This is a genomic window from Peribacillus sp. NPDC058075, from assembly GCF_042885195.1.
GTDB lineage: Bacteria > Bacillota > Bacilli > Bacillales > DSM-1321 > Peribacillus.
Window position 1 is genome coordinate 51,806 of sequence record NZ_JBHVSL010000001.1, and the last position, 20,887, is coordinate 72,692.

General features: G+C 40.3%; 21 protein-coding genes and 2 pseudogenes. 21 read left to right on the forward strand and 2 right to left on the reverse strand.

Annotated elements, in window-relative coordinates:
- The first annotated feature begins 5 nt into the window (after nt 1-5).
- The 9 genes from ACFVS1_RS00335 to ACFVS1_RS00375 all read left to right on the forward strand — a co-directional run bounded on the left by ACFVS1_RS00335 (nt 6) and on the right by ACFVS1_RS00375 (nt 7,680).
- Nucleotides 6-1,193 carry a Ger(x)C family spore germination protein gene (locus tag ACFVS1_RS00335; RefSeq protein ID WP_387544625.1) on the forward strand — a complete coding sequence of 396 codons (1,188 nt, stop codon included), beginning with the start codon at nt 6-8 and terminating at the stop codon, nt 1,191-1,193.
- Between the two features lie 14 nt (nt 1,194-1,207).
- The gene (locus tag ACFVS1_RS00340) at nt 1,208-1,411 is read left to right on the forward strand and encodes a hypothetical protein (RefSeq protein ID WP_260287353.1); all 204 of its coding nucleotides are present in this window, start codon (nt 1,208-1,210) and stop codon (nt 1,409-1,411) included.
- Between the two features lie 47 nt (nt 1,412-1,458).
- Complete coding sequence (locus tag ACFVS1_RS00345; RefSeq protein WP_352925671.1) at nt 1,459-2,559, forward strand: GerAB/ArcD/ProY family transporter; 1,101 nt, start codon at nt 1,459-1,461, stop codon at nt 2,557-2,559.
- Nucleotides 2,560-2,751: 192 nt separating this feature from the next.
- Complete coding sequence (locus tag ACFVS1_RS00350; RefSeq protein ID WP_352925673.1) at nt 2,752-3,858, forward strand: GerAB/ArcD/ProY family transporter; 1,107 nt, start codon at nt 2,752-2,754, stop codon at nt 3,856-3,858.
- A gap of 221 nt (nt 3,859-4,079) precedes the next feature.
- Entirely contained in the window at nt 4,080-4,853 is a 774-nt protein-coding gene (locus ACFVS1_RS00355; protein WP_387544626.1) for an extracellular solute-binding protein, read from the forward strand.
- A gap of 22 nt (nt 4,854-4,875) precedes the next feature.
- A complete protein-coding gene (locus ACFVS1_RS00360) occupies nt 4,876-5,346 on the forward strand; it encodes a COG4315 family predicted lipoprotein (protein WP_387544628.1) in 471 nt (156 codons plus the stop codon).
- Nucleotides 5,347-5,426: 80 nt separating this feature from the next.
- A complete protein-coding gene (locus tag ACFVS1_RS00365) occupies nt 5,427-5,981 on the forward strand; it encodes an RNA polymerase sigma factor (RefSeq protein WP_192207939.1) in 555 nt (184 codons plus the stop codon).
- The gene (locus ACFVS1_RS00370) at nt 5,982-6,704 is read left to right on the forward strand and encodes an anti-sigma factor domain-containing protein (protein ID WP_387544630.1); all 723 of its coding nucleotides are present in this window, start codon (nt 5,982-5,984) and stop codon (nt 6,702-6,704) included.
- 280 nt (nt 6,705-6,984) lie between these two features.
- Nucleotides 6,985-7,680, forward strand: a complete 696-nt coding sequence (locus ACFVS1_RS00375; RefSeq protein ID WP_387544631.1) for a YjjG family noncanonical pyrimidine nucleotidase — start codon at nt 6,985-6,987, stop codon at nt 7,678-7,680.
- Between the two features lie 92 nt (nt 7,681-7,772).
- On the opposite strand, the gene ACFVS1_RS00380 is transcribed toward ACFVS1_RS00375, so the two are convergent.
- Nucleotides 7,773-9,071, reverse strand: coding sequence for an MFS transporter (locus tag ACFVS1_RS00380; protein ID WP_387544633.1), 1,299 nt, complete (start codon nt 9,069-9,071; stop codon nt 7,773-7,775).
- A gap of 430 nt (nt 9,072-9,501) precedes the next feature.
- Between ACFVS1_RS00380 and ACFVS1_RS00385 the strand changes: the two genes are divergently transcribed.
- The 4 genes and pseudogenes from ACFVS1_RS00385 to ACFVS1_RS00400 all read left to right on the forward strand — a co-directional run.
- Nucleotides 9,502-9,681, forward strand: coding sequence for an IDEAL domain-containing protein (locus ACFVS1_RS00385; RefSeq protein WP_137019900.1), 180 nt, complete (start codon nt 9,502-9,504; stop codon nt 9,679-9,681).
- 280 nt (nt 9,682-9,961) lie between these two features.
- Nucleotides 9,962-10,090, forward strand: a complete 129-nt coding sequence (locus ACFVS1_RS00390; protein ID WP_260359184.1) for a hypothetical protein — start codon at nt 9,962-9,964, stop codon at nt 10,088-10,090.
- 187 nt (nt 10,091-10,277) lie between these two features.
- Nucleotides 10,278-10,586, forward strand: a pseudogene (locus tag ACFVS1_RS00395) (antibiotic biosynthesis monooxygenase).
- A 387-nt stretch (nt 10,587-10,973) separates the two neighbouring features.
- Nucleotides 10,974-11,242: pseudogene (locus tag ACFVS1_RS00400) on the forward strand (BclA C-terminal domain-containing protein); the annotation flags it as partial.
- 184 nt (nt 11,243-11,426) lie between these two features.
- On the opposite strand, the gene ACFVS1_RS00405 reads toward ACFVS1_RS00400, so the two are convergent.
- Complete coding sequence (locus tag ACFVS1_RS00405) at nt 11,427-12,830, reverse strand: sigma-54 interaction domain-containing protein (RefSeq protein WP_352925694.1); 1,404 nt, start codon at nt 12,828-12,830, stop codon at nt 11,427-11,429.
- Nucleotides 12,831-13,129: 299 nt separating this feature from the next.
- Between ACFVS1_RS00405 and speB the strand changes: the two genes are divergently transcribed.
- From speB to ACFVS1_RS00445, 8 genes are all read left to right on the forward strand, one after another.
- The gene (speB, locus tag ACFVS1_RS00410; protein WP_352925696.1) at nt 13,130-14,128 is read left to right on the forward strand and encodes an agmatinase; all 999 of its coding nucleotides are present in this window, start codon (nt 13,130-13,132) and stop codon (nt 14,126-14,128) included.
- 105 nt (nt 14,129-14,233) lie between these two features.
- The gene (locus ACFVS1_RS00415) at nt 14,234-15,667 is read left to right on the forward strand and encodes a sodium:solute symporter family protein (RefSeq protein WP_352925697.1); all 1,434 of its coding nucleotides are present in this window, start codon (nt 14,234-14,236) and stop codon (nt 15,665-15,667) included.
- A 42-nt stretch (nt 15,668-15,709) separates the two neighbouring features.
- A complete protein-coding gene (locus tag ACFVS1_RS00420) occupies nt 15,710-16,471 on the forward strand; it encodes a class II aldolase/adducin family protein (protein ID WP_387544634.1) in 762 nt (253 codons plus the stop codon).
- A gap of 74 nt (nt 16,472-16,545) precedes the next feature.
- The gene (locus tag ACFVS1_RS00425) at nt 16,546-17,535 is read left to right on the forward strand and encodes a D-2-hydroxyacid dehydrogenase (protein WP_387544636.1); all 990 of its coding nucleotides are present in this window, start codon (nt 16,546-16,548) and stop codon (nt 17,533-17,535) included.
- A 156-nt stretch (nt 17,536-17,691) separates the two neighbouring features.
- A complete protein-coding gene (locus ACFVS1_RS00430) occupies nt 17,692-17,784 on the forward strand; it encodes a putative holin-like toxin (protein ID WP_220126990.1) in 93 nt (30 codons plus the stop codon).
- Nucleotides 17,785-18,760: 976 nt separating this feature from the next.
- Complete coding sequence (locus ACFVS1_RS00435; RefSeq protein WP_352925702.1) at nt 18,761-19,630, forward strand: 5-oxoprolinase subunit B family protein; 870 nt, start codon at nt 18,761-18,763, stop codon at nt 19,628-19,630.
- The gene (locus tag ACFVS1_RS00440; protein ID WP_387544638.1) at nt 19,627-20,625 is read left to right on the forward strand and encodes a 5-oxoprolinase subunit C family protein; all 999 of its coding nucleotides are present in this window, start codon (nt 19,627-19,629) and stop codon (nt 20,623-20,625) included. The genes ACFVS1_RS00435 and ACFVS1_RS00440 overlap by 4 nt, the downstream gene beginning before the upstream one ends.
- Nucleotides 20,618-20,866 carry an acetyl-CoA carboxylase gene (locus ACFVS1_RS00445; protein ID WP_352925705.1) on the forward strand — a complete coding sequence of 83 codons (249 nt, stop codon included), beginning with the start codon at nt 20,618-20,620 and terminating at the stop codon, nt 20,864-20,866. Before ACFVS1_RS00440 ends, ACFVS1_RS00445 begins: the two co-directional genes overlap by 8 nt.
- The last annotated feature ends 21 nt before the right edge of the window (nt 20,867-20,887 follow it).

The window sequence follows — 20,887 nt, forward strand, 5'->3', positions numbered from 1 at the left end:
ACTTCATGAAAAGCGTCCTTCTTTTGCTCGTTATTTGTGGAACGCCCCCTTTTCTAAGCGGTTGTTGGGATCGAATAGAAATCACTGATTTGGCGATTGTCACAGCAGCCACCATCGATAAGAAGGGTAATAATCAAATCGAACTATCCGTCCAAGTCTTTATTCCAAGTTCAATTAGCAGTGGAGGCGGTCAAGGAGGGAGCAGTCAAGGGGGGAGTGGGGTTACGACAATGGTGAGATTTGCAAAAGGCTCCAATATTTCAGATGCATTGTCTAAGCTTCAAAGCAAGCTTCCGCGAAAAATATTTTGGGGACATTGTAAAGTATTTGTATTCGGTGAAAAGTTAGCGATGGAAGGAATTCAAGAGCAGCTGGATTTTTTGCTGCGCCATCCTCAGCCAAGAGAGAAAGCAAATGTGTATGTCAGTAAAGGGATAGCAAAGCCTATCATTGAATCTTTGCCACCCCTGGAAAACTATTCAGGGGAAGTGCTTAGAGAACTATCTGACTTACATATTGGGATGCTGGTCACACTACAGGATTTAGATGAAATGTTAACAGGTAAACCTCAAGCTGCCGTACTTCCAGTCGTTAAAATATTGCCGCCGGGGAAAGGGCAAACAAAATTACAGGGGATTCCTTACATTGTCGGAACAGCCGTTTTTAAAAAAGATAAGATGACCGGGACGATGACGGAAAAAGAAACAAGAGGGCTGTTGTGGTTAAGGGATGAAATGGAATCATACACTGTGACCTTTCAGCCCGAAGGTGTGAAAGGGGAGATTTCTTTGAATCCAGTGACGGCTCAAATCAAGAAGATTCCGCAATTTCGAAATAACAAATGGAAATTGTTAGTGAAGGTAAATACAGAAGGAGCTGTTATACAAAATGGAACGAATTTAAACCTTTCAAGTCCAAAAATGCTAAAAGCTGCAGAACGAGCATACCAAAAAGATATAGAAGACCGCATCGAGATGGCTTTTCTGCATACTCAGGATAAGAAAGCGGACATTTTAGGGGTGGGTAAAGATTTCTATAGGAAATACCCTAAACAGTTTAATAAGGTCGAAAACCACTGGGAGGATATATTCGCTGAGATGGAAGTGGAAATCGATGTTGCGGCCCATATTCGAAGACAGGGCTATATAAACAAACCGGCAGGCTTGTCTGAAAATGAGGTGAAGGACAAGTGAGATGGGGGGCTTTTTTGTGTACAACCGTGATCGTAGCTTTAATCATTTTGTTTGAATGGCCAAAAATGAAAAAAAATCCAAAAAAAGATAAAGTGGCATTTCTTACACTGCTCCTCACTGGCTTGGTTCTGTCCATGTTCAATCTCCCGCAGATGTCAGGACCCACTCAATGGATGGAAACTCTTTTCAGGCCATTTGGAGAGTTTATGGAAAAGTGAATCTGTTGCAGGATTAAATTCATTCCATTAAAGAAAGGAGGGAGCAGATGGAGAAAGGGAAAATTTCATCTCTGCAGATGGCATTCATGATGTATCCGACGATTGTGGCAACGGCTATGCTCGGAGTTCCCAGCATCACTGCCAAATATGCCAAAACTGATCTATGGCTTTCCCCCATTTTTGCTGCGTTAATAGGGTATCTGACGGTGTATATTGCATATAAACTGCATAAAATTTTTCCAAAACAAACGGTTTTCCAATTCACTGAAAAGATCATTGGTCTGATTCCGGGGAAAATTCTCGGTTTCTTACTTTTGTTTTTTTATATCCAGAACACGGGGATAATCGTTAGAGACTACGCGGAATTTGTTGTTAGCTCTTTTCTGGTAAATACCCCCATTAGTGTGATCATGGCATCGATGGTGCTTTTGTGTGCTTTCATCGTACGCGGGGGAATAGAGGTGTTGGGGCGAGCTGCTGAGTTGTTTGTACCGGTTTTTATTTTCCCAATCTGTATCGTAATTCTCTTGCTGATTCCTGACTTCGATTTTATGAATATATTTCCGGTATTGGGTAATGGCTTAATGCCCCCAATCAAGGGTGCGATTGTACCGGGAGGATGGTTCAGCGAGTTTTTTCTGATCATTTTTCTTCTTCCTTTTTTGGCGGATATGAAAAAAGGGATGAAATCCGGGATGATGACTGTATTCGCCGTGATGATGACATTAATCGTGGTGAATCTTTTGGTTCTATTTGTACTAGGGGGAACAACACCCTCAAAGAATTACCCCTTGATGAATACATCTCGATACATTAGTATCGCCGACTTTTTTGAACATGTGGAGTCCGCGGTCATGGCGGTATGGATAGTAGGGGCGTTTATAAAAATTTCCGTATTTTATTATGTATCTGCTTTAGGTACGGCGCAGTGGCTGAATCTTTCCGACTATCGGCCCGTTGTATGGCCGATGGGGATCTTGATTGTCATTTTCAGTTTTTGGTCGTTGCCTAGCTCAATAGATGTTAATCGTAATGATATCAACGCCTTCCCTTTACAAGGAATCTTGATGCAAACGATTATTCCTCTGATATTGTTGGTGATTGCGGTTTTAAGGAAAAGAAAACGTAAAGGAACCGAAACAAGCTGAATGGGCGTTTTTATGCTAAATATCCTATCGATAAGGTGGTGCTATCTATGTTCATTCTCGCGCAACGGGGGCAGAACCAACTGATTGGATTGCATCTTTTTTTAGCCGTTTGATGAGTTTACAAAAAAATGAATCTATCCAGTGGGTTGTGTGATTTCAGATTTACGTACTACCACAGAAAGGAGGAAGACGATGGAGAAAGGAAGAATTTCAGCTTTACAGATGGCATTCATGATATATCCAACAATCGTGGCAACGGCCATTCTTGGTGTCCCAAGCATCACAGCCAAATATGCCAAAGCTGATTTATGGCTTTCCCCCATTTTGGCGTCTCTCATCGGGTATGCGACGGTGTATATTGCTTATAAACTGCACAAACTTTATCCGAAACAAACGGTTATCCAATTCAGTGAACAGATCATCGGTCGGATTCCGGGGAAAATTCTCGGTTTTTTATTCTTGTTTTTTTATATCCCGATCACGGGGCAAATCCTAAGAAGTTATGGGGAATTCATTGTCGACTCTTTTCTGGTCAAAACTCCGATTAGCGTGATCATGGCATCGATGCTACTCCTCTGTGCCTTTATCGTCCGTGGAGGGATAGAGGTGTTGGGGAGAGCTGCCCAATTGTTTGTTCCTGTTTTTATCCTTCCGATCCTCCTCTTAATCATCTTACTCGGCCCTGATTTTGAATTTAAGAATATATTCCCGATATTGGGGAATGGAATTATGCCTCCAATTAAAGGTTCAATTATACCGGGAGGATGGTTCAGCGAGTTTTTCCTGATCATTTTTCTCCTCCCTTTTTTAGCGGATATGAAAAAAGGAATGAAATATGGGATGATGACTGTGTTTGCTGTGATGATGACGTTAGTTGTGGTGAATCTTATCGTTCTTTTTGTACTCGGATCGACAACATCCACAAAGAATTATCCCCTGATGAATGTAACTCGGTACATCAGTTTAGCCGACTTTTTTGAACATTTGGAGTCCGCCATCATGGCCGTATGGATAGTAGGAGCGTTTGTCAAAATTTCTGTGTTTTATTATGCAGCTGCTTTGGGTACTGCGCAGTGGATGAATCTCTCCGACTATCGTTCTGTTGTATGGCCGATAGGGATTTTGATTGTGGAATTCAGCTTTTGGTCGTATCCTAGCTCTATGGCTGTCAGTCGATACGATATCATCGCCTTCCCTTTTCATGGAATTTTGATGCAAACGTTGATTCCTCTGTTATTGTTGGTGATAGCTGTTGTTAAAAGAAATAGAAAGAGAAAAAAAGAAAGCCATTCAAGCTAACCTGATTTATGAGACTTGAAAGAGTATGTAATTAAAGTCATGCCCATTCGAAAAAAGACACTTTTCGAATGGTTTTTTTATGAGAAAAAAGAAGAATAGCTTAATATCATCAGATGTATTTTGCAGCTGGTTAAAAATAATTAACAATTTTTTCAAACCGTTTGGAAGTTTGTCCCGTTATCTATAGTACAAAGGCTTTTTAGAAGGGAGAGATAAAAGACTTGAAAAAGGTCATTTTTGTCGGTTGGATAGCATTGATGACAGTCTTGTTAGGATTTTCACCGGAAATGGGTACGAAACGGGGGCAAGCTGTCAACGATGTCGTAAAAGTATACGGTCCAGGTGGCCCTCTTGGACCTATCAAGGAAATTGCGCAACGATTCACCAAAGAAACGGGGATAAAAGTTGAAGTTACAGCGGGGCCCGAAGAAAAATGGATTGATCAAGCCAAACAGGATGCGGATATCATTTATGGAGGGTCCGAGTATATGCTGACTGAATTCATGCATGATCATCCGGAGGTCCTTGATGAAAAAAAGCGTACAGAATTGTATGCACGGTCAGTTGGCATTCTGGTTAGAAAAGGAAACCCAAAGAATATACAGTCATTGGAGGATTTAACGAAGAAGGGCGTAAAGATTGTAGATGTTAATGGAGCCGGGCAACTGGGGCTATGGGAAGATTTGGCCGGAAGAAAGGGATTGATCTCTGGAATTAGCAGGAATATTGACATTTCAGTGAAGTCCAGTGCAGAAGCTATCGATCTATGGAAGGCAAATTCTAAATTGGACGCATGGATTACTTATGAATCCTGGCATTACCGTCTGGCGGAAGTGACTGATCTGGTTCAGCTCCCTGAAGAAGACAAGCTCTATAGAGGGACCCCGGTAAGCATAACAAGTAAGAGTGAAAACAAGAAAAAAGCAAAACGATTCATTGATTATCTTCAAACGGAAGAATCCCATCAAGTATTTCAAAAATGGGGATGGAAGTAAATATTATGAGGAGTGAGAGTATATGAAAAAGTGGATGGTATTTTCAGTTTTTATGATGGTCCTAGTTTTGGCGGCATGTGGAAATGAAGCTGATGATTCACCAAAAAATGATCAAGTGGTTAGTGGAACTGCCGATGAAAAAGCGGTAACCCTAAAATTGTTGGAAAGTGAAACAACAGACGAATACCTGGCTGATTCCAAGGGAATGACACTTTACTTTTTCAAGAATGATAAATCAGGAAAAAGCAATTGCATCGGTGATTGTCTGAAAAAATGGCCGCCATTCATGGAAAAGGATTTTGCTGTCCCTAGAGGATTCGAGGAAAAAGACTTTGGAACCATTAAAAGGGAAGATACGGGGGAAGAGCAGGTAACCTACAAAGGATTTCCGCTCTACTATTTTGTGAATGATAAGGCAGCAGGAGATGTCAATGGAGAAGGTGTGAAAAATGTTTGGTATATTGTAAATAACAAGACGATTTTTCCAAAATAAGAAAAAAGGGACGATCATTGATGGTCGTTCCTGTTATACGTTTTTTTCAAAAATTTACTTGTGAGGAGTTGCAGGTGCGATTGAAAGAAAAACTTGATAAGGAATTGATGGCATTAGTAATGAAAAAGCATCGTCCTGCTCTGGAAGAACTTTATGACCGGCATATTAAATTAATCTATGGTTTTATTTTTAAGTTCACAAATGGAAATGCGGATAAAACGAAGGAGATAGTGCAGTTGGTCTTTTTAAAGCTCTGGACCACAAAAAGCAGTTACAATTCCGAAAAGGGGCACTTTGTAAGCTGGCTTTTGACCGTTACACGAAATGTGTGTGTGGATTATGTCCGTAAAGACAGCGTTCATATCCGGAATAACAAACAAATGGACATGAGTCATCCAATAGACATAGAAGATCCGAATAATGATATAGAAAATGGGCTATTATACAGTGAAATTGCCAATGCAAAGAGTAAGTTAAGCAAGCCGCAAAAAAGGCTGATTGATTTACTGTATTGGAAAGGGTACTCGTTAACGGAAATTGCCAAAATTGAAAATGAACCGGTTGGTACCATCAAGAGCAGACTTCATCAGTCGCTTAAATTGTTGAAAAAGTATTTGGAAGTAGGTGGTTTGTAAATGGATACAGAGTGCACTAACCTGCTTTCATTTTTATCGGGTGAACTGGGAGAAAAAGAAAAAAAAGCATTCACGGAACACTTAATGCAATGCTCTGAATGCACTAGGGAGTATGAACAAATGACGGAAGCCTGGAATTCATTGAAATGGGATTTCGAAGAAATAGAACCTTCTTCTTCCCTGAAATCAGAGGTTATGAATTTTGTCTTTGAGACTGATGATGAAGCTCCGGTGAGAAGGGAAAAGAATTGGAGTCGTTCTTTCTTTAAGCAGTTTACACCAGTCACTTCAGGTCTCGTACTGGCCGCACTGGCTTTGGCGTTTGTGCTGTTATATTCCAATATTCAACTGAAAAAAGAACTTGCGGCTGTCGATCTGCCAATGGAGGTTAAAACGTCGCTATCCTTGAAGCCAGCCGATATGACCGCTGTAAAAATGAATACGGACGGTGCTGCATACATTTTGCAGCAAGGTGAAGAAAGAAGGTTAATCGTTCAGATTCAGAATTTGCCTAGCCTTCAAGAATCAGAGGTGTATCAGGTGTGGTTACTGAAAGATGGAAAACGGACAAACGCAGGAACTTTCAAGCCTGATGAAGCCGGCACAGGATCGTTGACATACAAACTGTCCATTAAAGATAAATTCAATCATATTGGCATCACAAGAGAACAAGATGCAAATAGTACAAAGCCGAGAGGCGAAAAAATAGTAGGATCTTCTTAAAAATAAGAGACTTGCCCGAAAAGGGAAGTCTCTTATTTTTATGTGGTATTAAATGATAGCTGTGCTGATAGAATAAGCCTCATGGTTATGAAAGACTAAATATGATAACCGTTTACCGAGGAGTCATCCTCTATAAAGACCATACAAAAAGGACAGCCTTTGAAGCTGTCCTTTTTGTAGTTTTCCAAGCTTGCAGTATTAATTTACCATGTATCTGAATAAGTAATACGTAATTAAGGGAAATGTGTTAAGTTGGACTAAAATGATTATGGAGGCAGCGATGAAATACGAGATTATTTTATTTGATGTTGATGATACATTGCTAGACTTTGGAATATCGGAAAAAAGGGCACTGCATGAAGCTTTCTTAGAGTTCGGCTTGCCTACAGGGGCGGAGGAACATGCAAGTTGCTATCAAGAAATCAGTGAGGTACTGTGGAGGGAATTGGAACAGGGCCTTATTGATTTAACAAACCTGGGAGTGGAAAGGTTCAGGCGGTTGTTCCTGAAGCGTGGGCTAGATATCGATGCGGATGCGTTCAGCCGTGCGTATCTTGGACATTTAGGAAAGGAAATACATCTTCTGCCCGGGGCTTTAGAGGTTTGCGGGAAGCTTAGAGGATGCCGGCTGGCTATTATAACAAATGGCTTCACGACAGTGCAGACAGCAAGAATCGGGGGGTCACCCCTTTGCAATACCTTTGAGACTTTGATAGTTTCCCAAGAGGCTGGGTTCCAGAAGCCTGATAAAGGGATTTTTGATTATGCATTTTCCAAGTTAAAGATCACGGATAAATCGAAAGCGTTGATAGTGGGTGACTCCTTGACATCAGATATACAGGGCGGCTTTAATTATGGAATGGATACATGCTGGTACAATCCCCATCAAAAGGATAATAATCTGGGAATCAAGCCGACCTATGAAATCCGGACGCTGACTGATCTTTTGGAGATTGTAGGAAGTAAACAAGTATAGAGAGGTATATGCATTCTAAAAAAAACAGAGGCAGCTTGTCCGAGTGATAGGACGTGCAGCCTCTGTTATTACTTCTGCCAGGGATTTTATAATCAGTTCAAATCCAGCTCATGTGGTTTGAGTGTTTGATCCTTTTTAATCTTTCTGCTGGAATGCGGTGATAATATACAAAGTGTCAGGGAAATCGCGAGACCTGCCATCATGAATCCTCCAAATACCAAAGGAGATGGGCCATATGATTCCGCCATGGCTGTCCAGATGAGCGGACCGAAACCTGCAATGGCTGCCGCGACCTGATAACCGACAGATAATCCAGTATAACGGACCTTGGCTGGAAAGAGTTCCGAGAATAACGTCCCTTGTGTAGAAAAAATGGCTCCCCAGATGACGCCGAGTACAACTGCCTGCATCAAATAGAACCAGCCGACCCCTTGCCCAATCATTGTGAAATAGGGGATGGCCAAGATGAAAAGGAGAATCAGGCCTCCAAAATAGATGATTTTTCGATTGATGAAATCTGAAATGTACCCAATGACAGGAATGGTAATTAGCATTGTAGCGCAGCCAATCGTTAAACCGGTAAGGGCTGAATCTTGGGAATAACCAAAATACATTGTAGTAAAGACGAGAACATAGGACATGATGAATACATTGAAGAACCCGTCCCCGATTTTTAGTCCGATCACTTGCAGCACACTTTTCCAATCGTGTTTCAACGTTTCAATAATGGGAACTTTTGCAAGATCGCCGCTATCTTTCTGCTGCTGGAACTCCGGCGTTTCTTCAATGCCACTCCTTACCCAGATTGCCAAGGCAATCAATACACCGCTTAAAAGGAATGGAATCCGCCAACCCCAAGATAAAAATTGGGCATCGGTTGTCAAGGAACTGATAAGGGTCAGGCTGAACGAACCGGCAACCAAACCGATGGGGACCCCTAGTTGGGGAATGGATCCATATAACCCACGGACACCCTTTGGAGCAGATTCCGTTGCCAATAGGATGGCTCCGCCCCATTCACCTCCCAAGGAAATCCCTTGAATCAACCTCAGCACCACCAAGATGACGGGGGCGGCCAACCCAACCTGGGCATAAGTGGGAAGAACACCGATAAGCATCGAACTCCCTCCCATACCAATAAGGGTGAACATGAGTGCAGCCTTCCGTCCAATGCGATCACCCATATGACCGAATAGGATACTTCCGATTGGACGGGCTGCGTAACCAGCCCCGAAAGTGACAAAGGCGAGAAGAAGTGAAATGGCAGGATCGTGATTGGGAAAGAAAAGAGTTGTAAAAACCAGGCCTGTTGCTGTCCCGTATAAATAGAAATCATACCACTCAATAACGGAACCAGCTAAACTTGCGAAAAGAACTCGACTTTTTTTCATGATACATGCTCCTTTAATGCTAAGTTTTTCATCAAAATTGTTTTCAACAATAATAAAGCCGAAAAGAACAAAAATGATGGTCAATGAATATAAGTAAAAAAATGGATTATTTAGATTATTTTAGAGGGCTTATCCATACCGGTCAATATTTTTCTGACTTTTCTGAAAAAATGAAGCGAATAACTTAGCTCCAATCACCTGTAATGGAATATAATTCATTCTAAAGTAATGGAAATACATGCTTCGATATTCCTGGATAAAATGAAAAATTTTAAATTCAAACCATTTAGTATTTTTTATGTATGGAAGAGTGGCAAAGTGGAAATCATGTGGATAAGGAAATAAAAAAGAGGAAAGGAGAAGTTAATAAATAATAATAATCTCCAAGATATTTAGTATAATAGAAAAAAGGTTAAGGAGTTGGTTTCGTATGGAGAAGCAATTGCCGGGAACATCGCTTGAACCTGAAGAGATGGCTGAAATGGTTTTGAAAAAGGCCCTTAGTGATTATCGGAAAGCACAAATCGAAAAAGAAATCGATCACTCATTAAGAAATCGTGATAAGGAAGAGTTCCTGCGATTAACTGAAATATTGAAGGGCATTTCATGAAATTTAATACACTGTGAACAAGACAAGTAGTAATTGATTAAGGAAGTGCACTTAAAAGCCAGCACAGCTTAATAATAATTGTAGCTTTATATAACTGGAACATTCTAATTAAATAGCAATCTTAAGTATTATAATATTTTACATTGTAAGCGCTTTCTTGTATAATCAAATAAAGAAAACAATGGAGAGAAGTCATGTAAGTCCGCTAATGTCGGAATTCACAGGTATTAGTGGCTGAAAAGGTTTATGCACCGGGATAAAAACTAAAGGGGGAAAAGTTATGAAAAAGAATGGAGTGTCGTTAGTTGAATTTGTTCAGGAGGATCGATTCGAACTCAGCTCCTACATTACTTCTTTATTTAATAAACTGAATGACTATGTTCCCAAAAGTCTTAAAGATAAAAGGTGAATGACAATAAAAAAATGGATCAGGAAGATATGCCATAACTTCCTGATCCATTTTTTTGTTTTTTGGCTTTAGAGTTTTAAGTAGGGCACTTAAGTCGAAGTCTCAATAATTTACAATGAGAATCGTTATCGATTAAAATGATTCATTATACGTATATCGATTGGAGTTGTTCAGATTGTTCGTTCAGATGAGAAAAATGGTGGTAAAAGAGGGGAACGCAGAACTAGTAGTAAAACGGTTCAGTGGGGAAGGGATCATAGAAAAGCAGGAAGGGTTCATCGATTTAAGTGTGATGGTGAAAAAAGTGCGACGCGGGGATGAAGAGGCCATCATTATGATCAATTGGTAGTCGGAGGCGCATTGGAAGCAGTGGGAAAAGAGTGAAGCTCATATCGCAGGCCATAAAGCGAACCTTGAGAAACCAAAGCCTGAATATATCGTCAGTTCGGAAGGAGCATTATATGAAGTGAAAGCTATAAAAAAGGCAGTGACATAACCGACGATAAGCTAGCCTGTTTTACATTCTCTACAATAGAAAAGATAATTCCTAAGTTACTGGGTGGAATATCCCATTTCTCAATCATCGTATTAGCATAAGGATGCGGAATGGTTACCGTTTACATATAATAGCTTACCTTCACTAAAAGTTCAGGCCCCCATTATGGGTGCCTCTTTTTGTTGATGAAATAATCCCGGGATAGGTTATGTAATTCCTATTCTGTTGATATAGTAAAATATCTTTTATATTCATTAGAATGGAGACAATCATGGAAATGTGAAGAGAAGGGGAGCAGGAGTAACAGGTGCAATTGGAGCAAAGGGAATAATGAGCTACTGGATCAACCGGTACAACAGGAGAAGTGGGGGAAATCGGTATACGCTTACAATTCCTGCAACTGGTCGTTATTACTTGACGGATCAATTAAATACAACTGCTGGACTTCTTGCTGGTTCGAGATTGCTTCTAAATGGTGCTACACCCATTCCCAGCTCCATAATATCACCATCAGTCGCGAATTCTAATTATAATAATCAGCAGGGGATACAATCTCGCTTCTGCTATTTGGTTTATTGGCTACCGTTGTCTTAACAGGTGGGAGATCTGCAGGGGCTTCACTGACGATCATCTGTTTGAATGAATGTGAGCTGTAACATTCATAATTAGGAAACGTGATATCTTGAATTCCATTCAACTTGAATGTGCCTATATTGGAATTATGGCGGTAATCTTCATAGTTTCACTTCGAATTGCTGTCATATAAGGCTTCAAAATGTGCCCTTAGCTTTAATTAGCTAAGGACCATTCATGGTTTGCAGGGATTTTAGTCAGAAGCATTCACAAATACTCTTTGTATTTCTTTAATTTATAGATGACTGTTGGCTGGCTGATGCCTAAATGTTCTGCCATTTCGTATGTGGTTTTACATTGTTTCCATGCTTTTGCAATCAGTTGCCTTTCAACCTTTTCCAGTGTCTTCTTTAAATCGAAATTTTCTTCACCTTCCTGTTCGATTGCCAGGAAGGTGGAATCTTCAGGCTGTTCTATTTGCCCTGTGATGGATTGGGGAAGGTGTTCGGGAAATATAATGGGTTCTTCGATGGTCAGGATCAACCGTTCAATTAAGTTTTCTAATTCCCGTATATTTCCGGGCCAATGATAATGAGTCAAAACTTCATAAGCCGATGGATGGATTTTTTTGAATTTCTGATATTTATCACTGGTTTTCTGTAAGTAATGCTGAATTAAGAGAGGGATATCTTCTTTACGTTCATGTAATGCCGGTATTTGGATGGGAATCACATTCAAACGATAAAATAAGTCCAATCTGAACTTGCCTTGACTTACCATCTCCTTCAAATCTTGATTAGTTGCGGCAACCAGGCGGAAGTTAATATGGTTTTCTTTTTTTCCGCCGATGCGCTTTATCTTTTTTTCCTGTAATACTTTCAGTAATTTAGCTTGCATGGCAAGTGGGAGTTCCCCGATTTCATCTAAGAAAAGAGTCCCGCTGTCAGCCTGCTCAATCAGGCCTTGCCTCCCTTGTTTATTTGCCCCTGTAAATGATCCCGCCTCATAGCCGAATATTTCTGATTCAAACAAACTTTCAGGTATCGTGCTGCAATTCACTTCGATAAAAGGTTCTTTTTTTCGGTTGCTTTGGTCATGAACAGCACGGGCAACAGTGCTTTTCCCTACACCGGAAGGTCCTAATAAGAGAATCGTGGCATCGGTTTTTGAAACATTATGGATCGTTTTTAAAATATGCTTCGTTTCATTGCTTCTGGCAATCAAATAATGGTTATCCAGTTCCTTTTCTCTTAAATCCTCGACTTCCGTTTGATAGCCTTTTATTTTTCGTTGTAATTGCTCAAATTGATCCTGCAATTGCAAAATCTCGGTTTGATCCTGACCATAGCTGATTACCCTAACGAGCAGTCCTTCCTTATTAAAAATGGGATAGCCAGTCGACATGACGACATGACCCGTTTTCGTTTCTTGCATAATGCGCTTCGCTTTCTTTTCTTTTAAAACAATCGCATTGATGGAAGGTGTAAGAAGGCCTTCACTTTCTAATTGATAGACGGAGGTACCGATATAAGAGTCACTTTTCATACCATAAATCTCCCAAAGCTTTGGGTTGGAATATAAAATGATCCCATCTTGATCGGTAATGAGAATGTTATTATTCGATGTTTCAATAATCTTATTTAGTTCTTCCTCCAGCATATCATCGTACATAAGTTCCGCTCCTTTAGGTTTTGGGATGCTGTTTAATTAAAATATAAATCAAAAAGTCGAAATAATCAAAAATTAAATTAAAAAACAAGAAAATGATTAAGTTTTTGATCAATTGAATGAAAAAAATAACGAAAAGCCCCATATACCACAGCGAAATAGTTGGCCTGAATCTTGCTTATAATACATAAGAAGAGAATTTCCATGGCCATTCTATTAGAAAAGATGGAAGTTTGTAGGACAGCTGCAATGGCAGTGGAGTCAAAAAAATATGGCAGAATTAGAATTTAGGAGGATGTTACATGATGAAGTATCAACCGAAAGACTCATTCAAATCACCCCGTTTTTGTGGAGTGCGTACGTTTATGCGGCTCCCATTTGTTGAACGGGTAGATGAACATATGGATTTTGTCATTACCGGAATTCCTTTTGATTCCGGGCAATCATTTAGAACGGGTGCGAGATTCGGACCAGAAGCCATTCGCGATTTTTCAATCCTTTTACGTCCTTATAATCCAGAACAAGATATTAATATTTTTGACTATATATCAGGAATAGATTATGGGGATATTCCGATCATTCCGGGTTATATTTCTGAAACATATAAGAAGATTGAAGAAGAGCTTACCCCCGTCATTGAAAAAGGGATCATTCCCATTTCATTGGGAGGCGATCATTCCATTACGCTAGGGGAGTTACGTGCGATCGTAAAAAAACATGGACCTGTTGCCCTGCTTCAATTCGATGCTCACTCTGATACTTGGGATAGTTATTTTGACCAAAAGTATAATCACGGAACCGTTTTTCGCCGTGCAATAGAAGAGGGTCTCATCGATGTATCACGATCTCTTCAAATTGGTATGAGGGGCGGTCTGTACGGACCGGAAGATCTTCAGGATGCCCGGGATTTAGGTTTGGGCGTTTATACGACAAACGACTATAAACGTCTCGGGGTCGAAAAGATGCTTGGGGTCATTCATGAGCGTGTTGCGAATGGTCCGGTGTTTTTATCTTTTGATATTGATTTTTTAGATCCGGTCTATGCTCCGGGAACGGGTACCCCTGAAGTTTCGGGTGCCAGCATTGATGATGCTTTAGCCTTAGTGAGAGGCTTGACGAATATAGATTTTGTTGGATTCGATCTTGTTGAGGTTTTACCATCATACGATCACGGACAAATCACGGCTGCCGCAGCCGCTAATATTGTCTATGAATTCATCACACTCATCGCTCTCGCAAAAAAAGGGAAACTGGAGAAAAAAGAGAGAGTCGGAGATTTGGAAACCCAGCTTAACAACTAGTTTCCCCATTTAACTGTAAAGAAGGAAGGAAATCAGGTGAAATCCTTTCTTCCCTCTTTACAAAGCGATAAGAAGAACAATACAAGCCCAAAAGGAGATGTGTACATGCATATTTTGGATATATCGATCATGATTCTATATTTTTCTGTTTTAATCATTGTGGGAGTAATCGGATCCAGACGGGCAAAAACAGCAGATGATTTCATTGTAGCAGGACGTAATCTTGGTCATTTTATGTATTTATCTTGTTTAGCTGCTGTGATATTAGGGGGTGCTTCTACTCTAGGAACAGCAAAGTTAGGTTATCAGTTTGGGATATCCGGTATTTGGCTAGTGGTGATGATCGGGCTCGGCATAATCGCTATCGGGTTGTTTTTAACAAATAAGATATTTAATTTAAAAGTATTGACGATCAGTGAAATGCTTGAGAAGCGATACAACTCTCAGACAAGATTGATCAGTGCACTTGTCTCTGTTATCTATACATTCATGCTGACTGTAACGCAAGTGATTGGGATGGGAACAATTTTACATGTTTTGGCTGGCTGGAATTTAACGGTTTCCATGATTGTCGGGGGTGGGATCGTCTTATTTTATACAATATTAGGCGGTATGTGGTCAGTCACCATGACAGATGTCGTGCAATTCGTCATCATGACAATCGGCATTTTCTTTATCATGCTTCCGATGAGCATCTCTAAGGCAGGAGGGTGGGGCTCGCTTAAAGAAAATCTCCCTGCCTCACATTTCGAGCTAGGCAACATTGGCGGAGAGACAATTTTTCAATATTTCCTACTATTTACTCTAGGGGTAGTTGTTGGCCAAGATATTTGGCAGCGTCTTTTTACCGCACGAACCAAAGCTGTTTCTCGTGGCGGAACGGTTGGAGCGGGACTTTATAGTGTTTTTTATGCGATTGCAATCAGTATCATTGGAATGTGCGCTTTTATTATTCTTCCTGATTTAGGTGATCCCCAAAATGCATTTACAAGTATAGCGATGGAAACTTTACCTGCCGGTCTATTGGGGGTTGTGATTGCGAGTGTGGTATCGGCCCTAATGTCCACTGCTTCAGGAACTTTGCTTGCTTCGTCCACTTTAGTTGTTAATGACATCATTAAAAAATATTTTGGTCCAAAAATGAGTGAACGACAATTTTTAAAAACATCGCGAATTACAACTTTAACGATTGGTGTATTGACCATAATCGTTTCGATATGGATTCAAGATATTTTAGTTGCATTGGATGTAGCTTACGCAATATTATCCGGTGCTGTGTTCTTTCCGATCATCCTTGGTTTCTTTTGGAAAAGGGTCACGGCTACAGCGGCATTTTACTCGATTCTGGCCAGCATGATCGTTATCATTGTCGGATTGGTGATTAATGGACCTTCCTCCACTCAACCAATCCTGTACGGGCTCGCTACTAGTTTTGTCGTCATTACTACGATCACTCTCCTAAGTCCGAATAATGATCAAAAGAACAAAAGTGAAGTAAAGCAAAAGGGTAAAGCCGACATGGACACAATGGCTAATTGATGGTTCGGCAAAAAAACGGAAAAATGGAGGAGGAAGGTAAAAATGACAAAGACAATTTCCCTGCAACCGGCAACATTCAATACATTGGAAGAAGAGCGCATTCACAGGAAGCAACGGTTGGCAGCTTCATTCCGTCTTTTTTCAAAGTTTGGTTTCGATGAAGGGATAGCTGGCCATATTACGGTCCGTGATCCTAAATATACAGACCATTTCTGGGTTAATCCGTTTGGGATGCATTTTAGTCAAATTTCCGTTTCGGATCTAATATTGGTCAATCATAAAGGTGATATTGTAGAGGGTGAACATTCCGTGAATGGTGCTGCCTTTGCCATTCATTCTGAAATTCATAAAGCGCGACCGGACGCCATTGCAGCGGCACATGCTCATTCAGTCTTTGGAAAGACATGGTCTTCCTTAGGGAGACTGTTAGATCCGATTACGCAAGATGCCTGCCAATTTTACAATGATCATGCATTATTTGATGATTTTACTGGTGTGGTTTATGCATCCGAAGAAGGGAAACGCATTGCTAAGGCTTTAGGTCAATACAAAGCTGTCATTCTCCGCAACCATGGATTGTTAACTGTAGGCCAGTCTGTAGATTCAGCTGCGTGGTGGTTCATAACGATGGAACGGTCATGTCAAGCACAGATAATGGCTGAGTCTGTAGGTAAGCCTATTTTTATAGAAGAAGAGTATGCAAAGTTAACGGCAGAACAAACGGGAACGGAATATGAGGGATGGCTGAGTTTTCAGCCTCTTTGGGACAGAATCAGAAAAGAGCAGCCAGATTTCTTGAAGTGACCATAAAGCAAGGCATGGTCTAATACGGAACGGATTGCTTTCCCATAAAAGAGGGTCTTGAGGAGGTTTTTATAATGTCCGGTCCTAAGAAAACAGCACCTTCACTTTATATCAGGGTCGATATACCGGAAAAATACATCAATCAGTTTAAGGAGATTTGTTCAGAAGTTGTTGTCGAGCCATGGGAATTCGGAGAACCTGAACCACAGCCAACAGTTGATCTATCAAAGTTTGATGTCATTTATACGCTGGGGCTTCATGATAATCTTAACATTATAAAAAAAGCTCCAAAGATTAAATGGGTCCATTCAGACACTGCTGGAGTGGAGGCCATGCTGAATGAAGATATACAAAACAGCGATGTCATCATCACCAATGTCAAAGGCTGCACATCTGTCCCGATAGCGGAGCATACAATAGCGATGCTGTCTTCATTAGCAAGAGGTGTACCGACAATGATCAGAAATCAAATAAACAAAACCTGGGTTGAGATTCCTGTGAAAGATCTCGAGAATGCGACTGTGGGGATAATTGGGTATGGTGATATTGGCTATGAGATAGCAAAGAGATGTAAAGCACTGGGGATGACCGTTATTGGGTGCCGCCGGAATCCCTCCAAGAGGAACACAGAATATGAACCTGCTGATTTGATAATGGGAATGGATCAAGTGGATGAGGCTCTTTCCAGGTCCGACTTTGTCGTCTTGGCCCTTCCGTTTACAAAAGATACATCATACTTTTTTAATAAAGAACGCTTAAATAAAATGAAAAAAGGCAGCTATGTAATTAATGTCGGCCGAGGTAATACGATTGTTGATGAAGATTTAATTCATTCCTTGAGCAATGGGCACATAGCAGGAGCGGCTCTAGATGTGTTTGAAGTAGAACCTTTACCTAAGGACCACCCTTTCTGGCAGCTGGAAAATGTCATGGTTTCCCCACATAATGCTTACAACTCTTCCAAACACCTAGATCGGGTAATGGAAGTATTCCTGAAAAATTTAAAGCTTTATTCGGAAGGTAAACCCCTAATGAACGTTGTAGAAAAAAAACTTGGTTATTAACAGTAATCGGTCTTTTGAAAAGAAATTCGAATGGAGTACAAGGGCAGACCCTGATTGGGTTTGCTTATTTTTTGTTTAAAAGCCACTGCTTCATCTTTTTCTTGTATAGGACAATCTCTGATCAGGAAAAGCTGGATATAAGGAGGCGATGTATGAATGGGTACTTTCGAAGTTATTTCCCTGATGCTAAGCTTTGGCATGTTTGTAATTGCTATTCTTGATTTCAAAAATCATGACAAGAATCCTTGAAGATAAAGATGGCCGGCCGATTATTTTGATTATTAATGGAAGCGTTTTAGTGAGCTGTAAGATTCCTCGATTTTTTAAACTTGCAAGAGCACCATTATGAGGTGTTCATCAGACTGTAGACAAACTCGATGAAAACTCAGTTTGCCTGCAGTTTTTTATTTAAAAAGTTCAGTTGATTTCAGAAATCCGCTCCCTTTCCGCCGACTGTCTGCCAAGCCTCCTCGGCGGAAGCGCCTGGGGTGTCTCGTCTAGCCAGTTTTTCGGCAGGAGTGTCGCAAATTTCTTCAATCCGATGAGGCTTGCAGTAAAAAAACATAAAGACCGGAGCACAGTATCCGAATCGCTGCACTATCTTGGGCCGTTGACGCAGTTTTTCGATCTAAACCACACTTTATTCAGTCATTCACACACAGTATTCGACCTACCCCGCAAAGTATTCGACCGTTGGGGCACTAAATTCGACCTACCCCGCAAGGTATTCGACCGTTCACAAGTTTTTTTCGGCCTTCACCTTTCTATGAGGTGGTTTTCAATCCATTCATAAGTATCATCCTTGACAAAACAATGATAGACAAGTATAGTCTCTGACCGGTTGGTATAATTTTGAGAAGTGATTCTGCTATGGCAGTTTAAAAAAGTAAGTTAATTCACCGAGGATAGTCTGATATAAAGCTTAAGCCATTAATAAAAGAAACCTGGGTTTGGGAATATGGAAAATTCAAATTTTACATGTGAAACTGATGATATAAATGTGAGAGACTGCCAAGCCTAGAACGCTTTAATAGACCTTATGATCTGTGAATTATTAATATATTTCATTTATGAAAGAATGTATTTCAATATTGAAATAATACTAGAGGTATTTAGACGTTTTATCAGTTTAATAGTCTGAAAAATCGATAAATAATATGAATATCAGTTTTGGCATGAATATTGCAACGTTTTAGGATAAATCCAATAAATGAGGTGAAGTCCATTGACCCGTTACGAATATGGCGGTGATGAGTTTATTTTTGTTGAATTAGCTGAGGCAATGAGTCTTGAAACGAATTTTAAAGCAATGGCAATTACCAAGGCGTTACGAGAAGAAAAGGTATCAGGAATACTGGATATTTGTCCTTCCAATGCTTCTTATATGATTCGGTTTAATCCAGATCTCATGCATCCAGATGATTTAATTTCAAAATTGAAAGAACTTGAAGAAGATGTTACCTTGGAGAACTTTGAAATAACTGCTCGCGCAGTTGATGTACCCATTTTATTTGAAGACCCTTGGACACATGAGGCATTAATGCGTTTTAGAGATCGACATCAGGATCCAACATCAACAGATATTGAATATGTGGCACATACAAATGGCTTTCAATCAAAAGAAGATTTAATTAAATCAATTACAGATGCCCCTTATCTTGTGTCGATGATAGGCTTTGTACCGGGGTTGCCATGGTGCTATCAAATGGTTCCAAACGAGAAGCAAATCGAAGCACCTAAATATGTCCGTCCTCGAACATATACGCCAGAGAGAGCATTCGGATTCGGTGGTTCATTTGCTGTTATTTATCCGGTTCAAGGTGCTGGAGGTTATCAATTGTTTGGAACTGCTGCAGCACCGATTTTTGAAAAAGAGCAGCGTTTGCATGATTTTAAAGAGTCAATGACCTTCCCTAGACAAGGGGATGTTTTTAGATATCGAAGCATTTCGATGGAGGAATATGAAGATATTCGAAAACAAGTTGAAAATGGGGGATTCAGATATTTGACGAAGGATATCACGTTTAAACCGAAAGATGTTCTTGAAAATCCAAATGCGTTTTCAGAATCTGTGATAAGGAGGTTATATGCATGATTAAAGTTATTAATCCTGGACTTCAAACGACTGTTCAAGATTATGGAAGGATCGGCTTTTATGAAGTGGGGATGCCGCCATCGGGGGCAATGGATAAATACTCATACAGAGCAAGCAACATACTTGTTGGGAATGATGAAAATGCAGCTGTTCTCGAGATTACTTATATGGGGCCAGTCTTAGAATTCCAACAAGATGTAACTGTTGCTATTACAGGGGGGGAAATACCGCCAAAAATTAATGATCAGTATGTTCCTATGTGGGAAACATTAGAAGTTATGGCTGGGGATGTACTGTCATTTGATTTCGTTAAACAAGGAGCCCGGGTGTATTTAGCGGTAGCTGGCGGAATTGAAGTGCCGCTTATTATGGAATCACGATCCACATATACTTTGTGCGGAATTGGAGGTTTCGAAGGAAGGCAGCTCCAGGCTGGGGACTATTTAAAAATTGGTAATGATAAGCAATCAGAGGTGGCGATTGGAACACGGATAAGTGATGAATTAATTCCGGTCTTCTCTAAAACGAATGTGATTCGTGTTGTTGTAGGATTGTGCAGTTATCGCCTGACTGAAGAAAGTAAAAAACGCTTTTTCTCCATCGATTGGACGGTTACAACGGAAGCAAACCGTGTTGGCTACCGTTTTAAAGGGGAGCGTTTGAATTTCGTAGAGCGTGAACAACCATTTGGTGCTGGTAGCAATCCTTCAAATGTGGTTGATCTAGGGTATCCAATTGGGTCCATTCAAGTACCGGATGGTGTCGAACCGATCGCTTTGTTAAACGATGCTGTGACTGGTGGAGGATATGCGACGATTTGTACAATTATTAGTACGGATTTAGATAAAATGGCTCAAATTAAAACAAATGAGAAGGTTCGGTTTGTGGCTGTTGATATTAATGAAGCCCTTGAGGCAAGAAAACAATACAAAGATAAAATCAATCAAATAAAAAAACATGTATTAGGACAAATAGGGGGAATAAATCATGGCTGAACAAAAAAAAGTTCTATCACCAATCCCAGGAGTATTTTATCGCAAACCCGCTCCTGGTAAAGACGTGTACGTAAAAGAAGGAAATGCCGTTAAGAGAGGTGATGTTCTTGCTATGGTGGAAGTTATGAAAAACTTCTATGAAATTAAAGCAGAAACAGATGGGGTACTTGCTCAATTCTTTGTTGAGGACGAGGACCTTCTTGACGCTGGACAGGAAATAGCGGTAATCATTGAACAGTAATCATTCTTGGGGAAGGAAGGA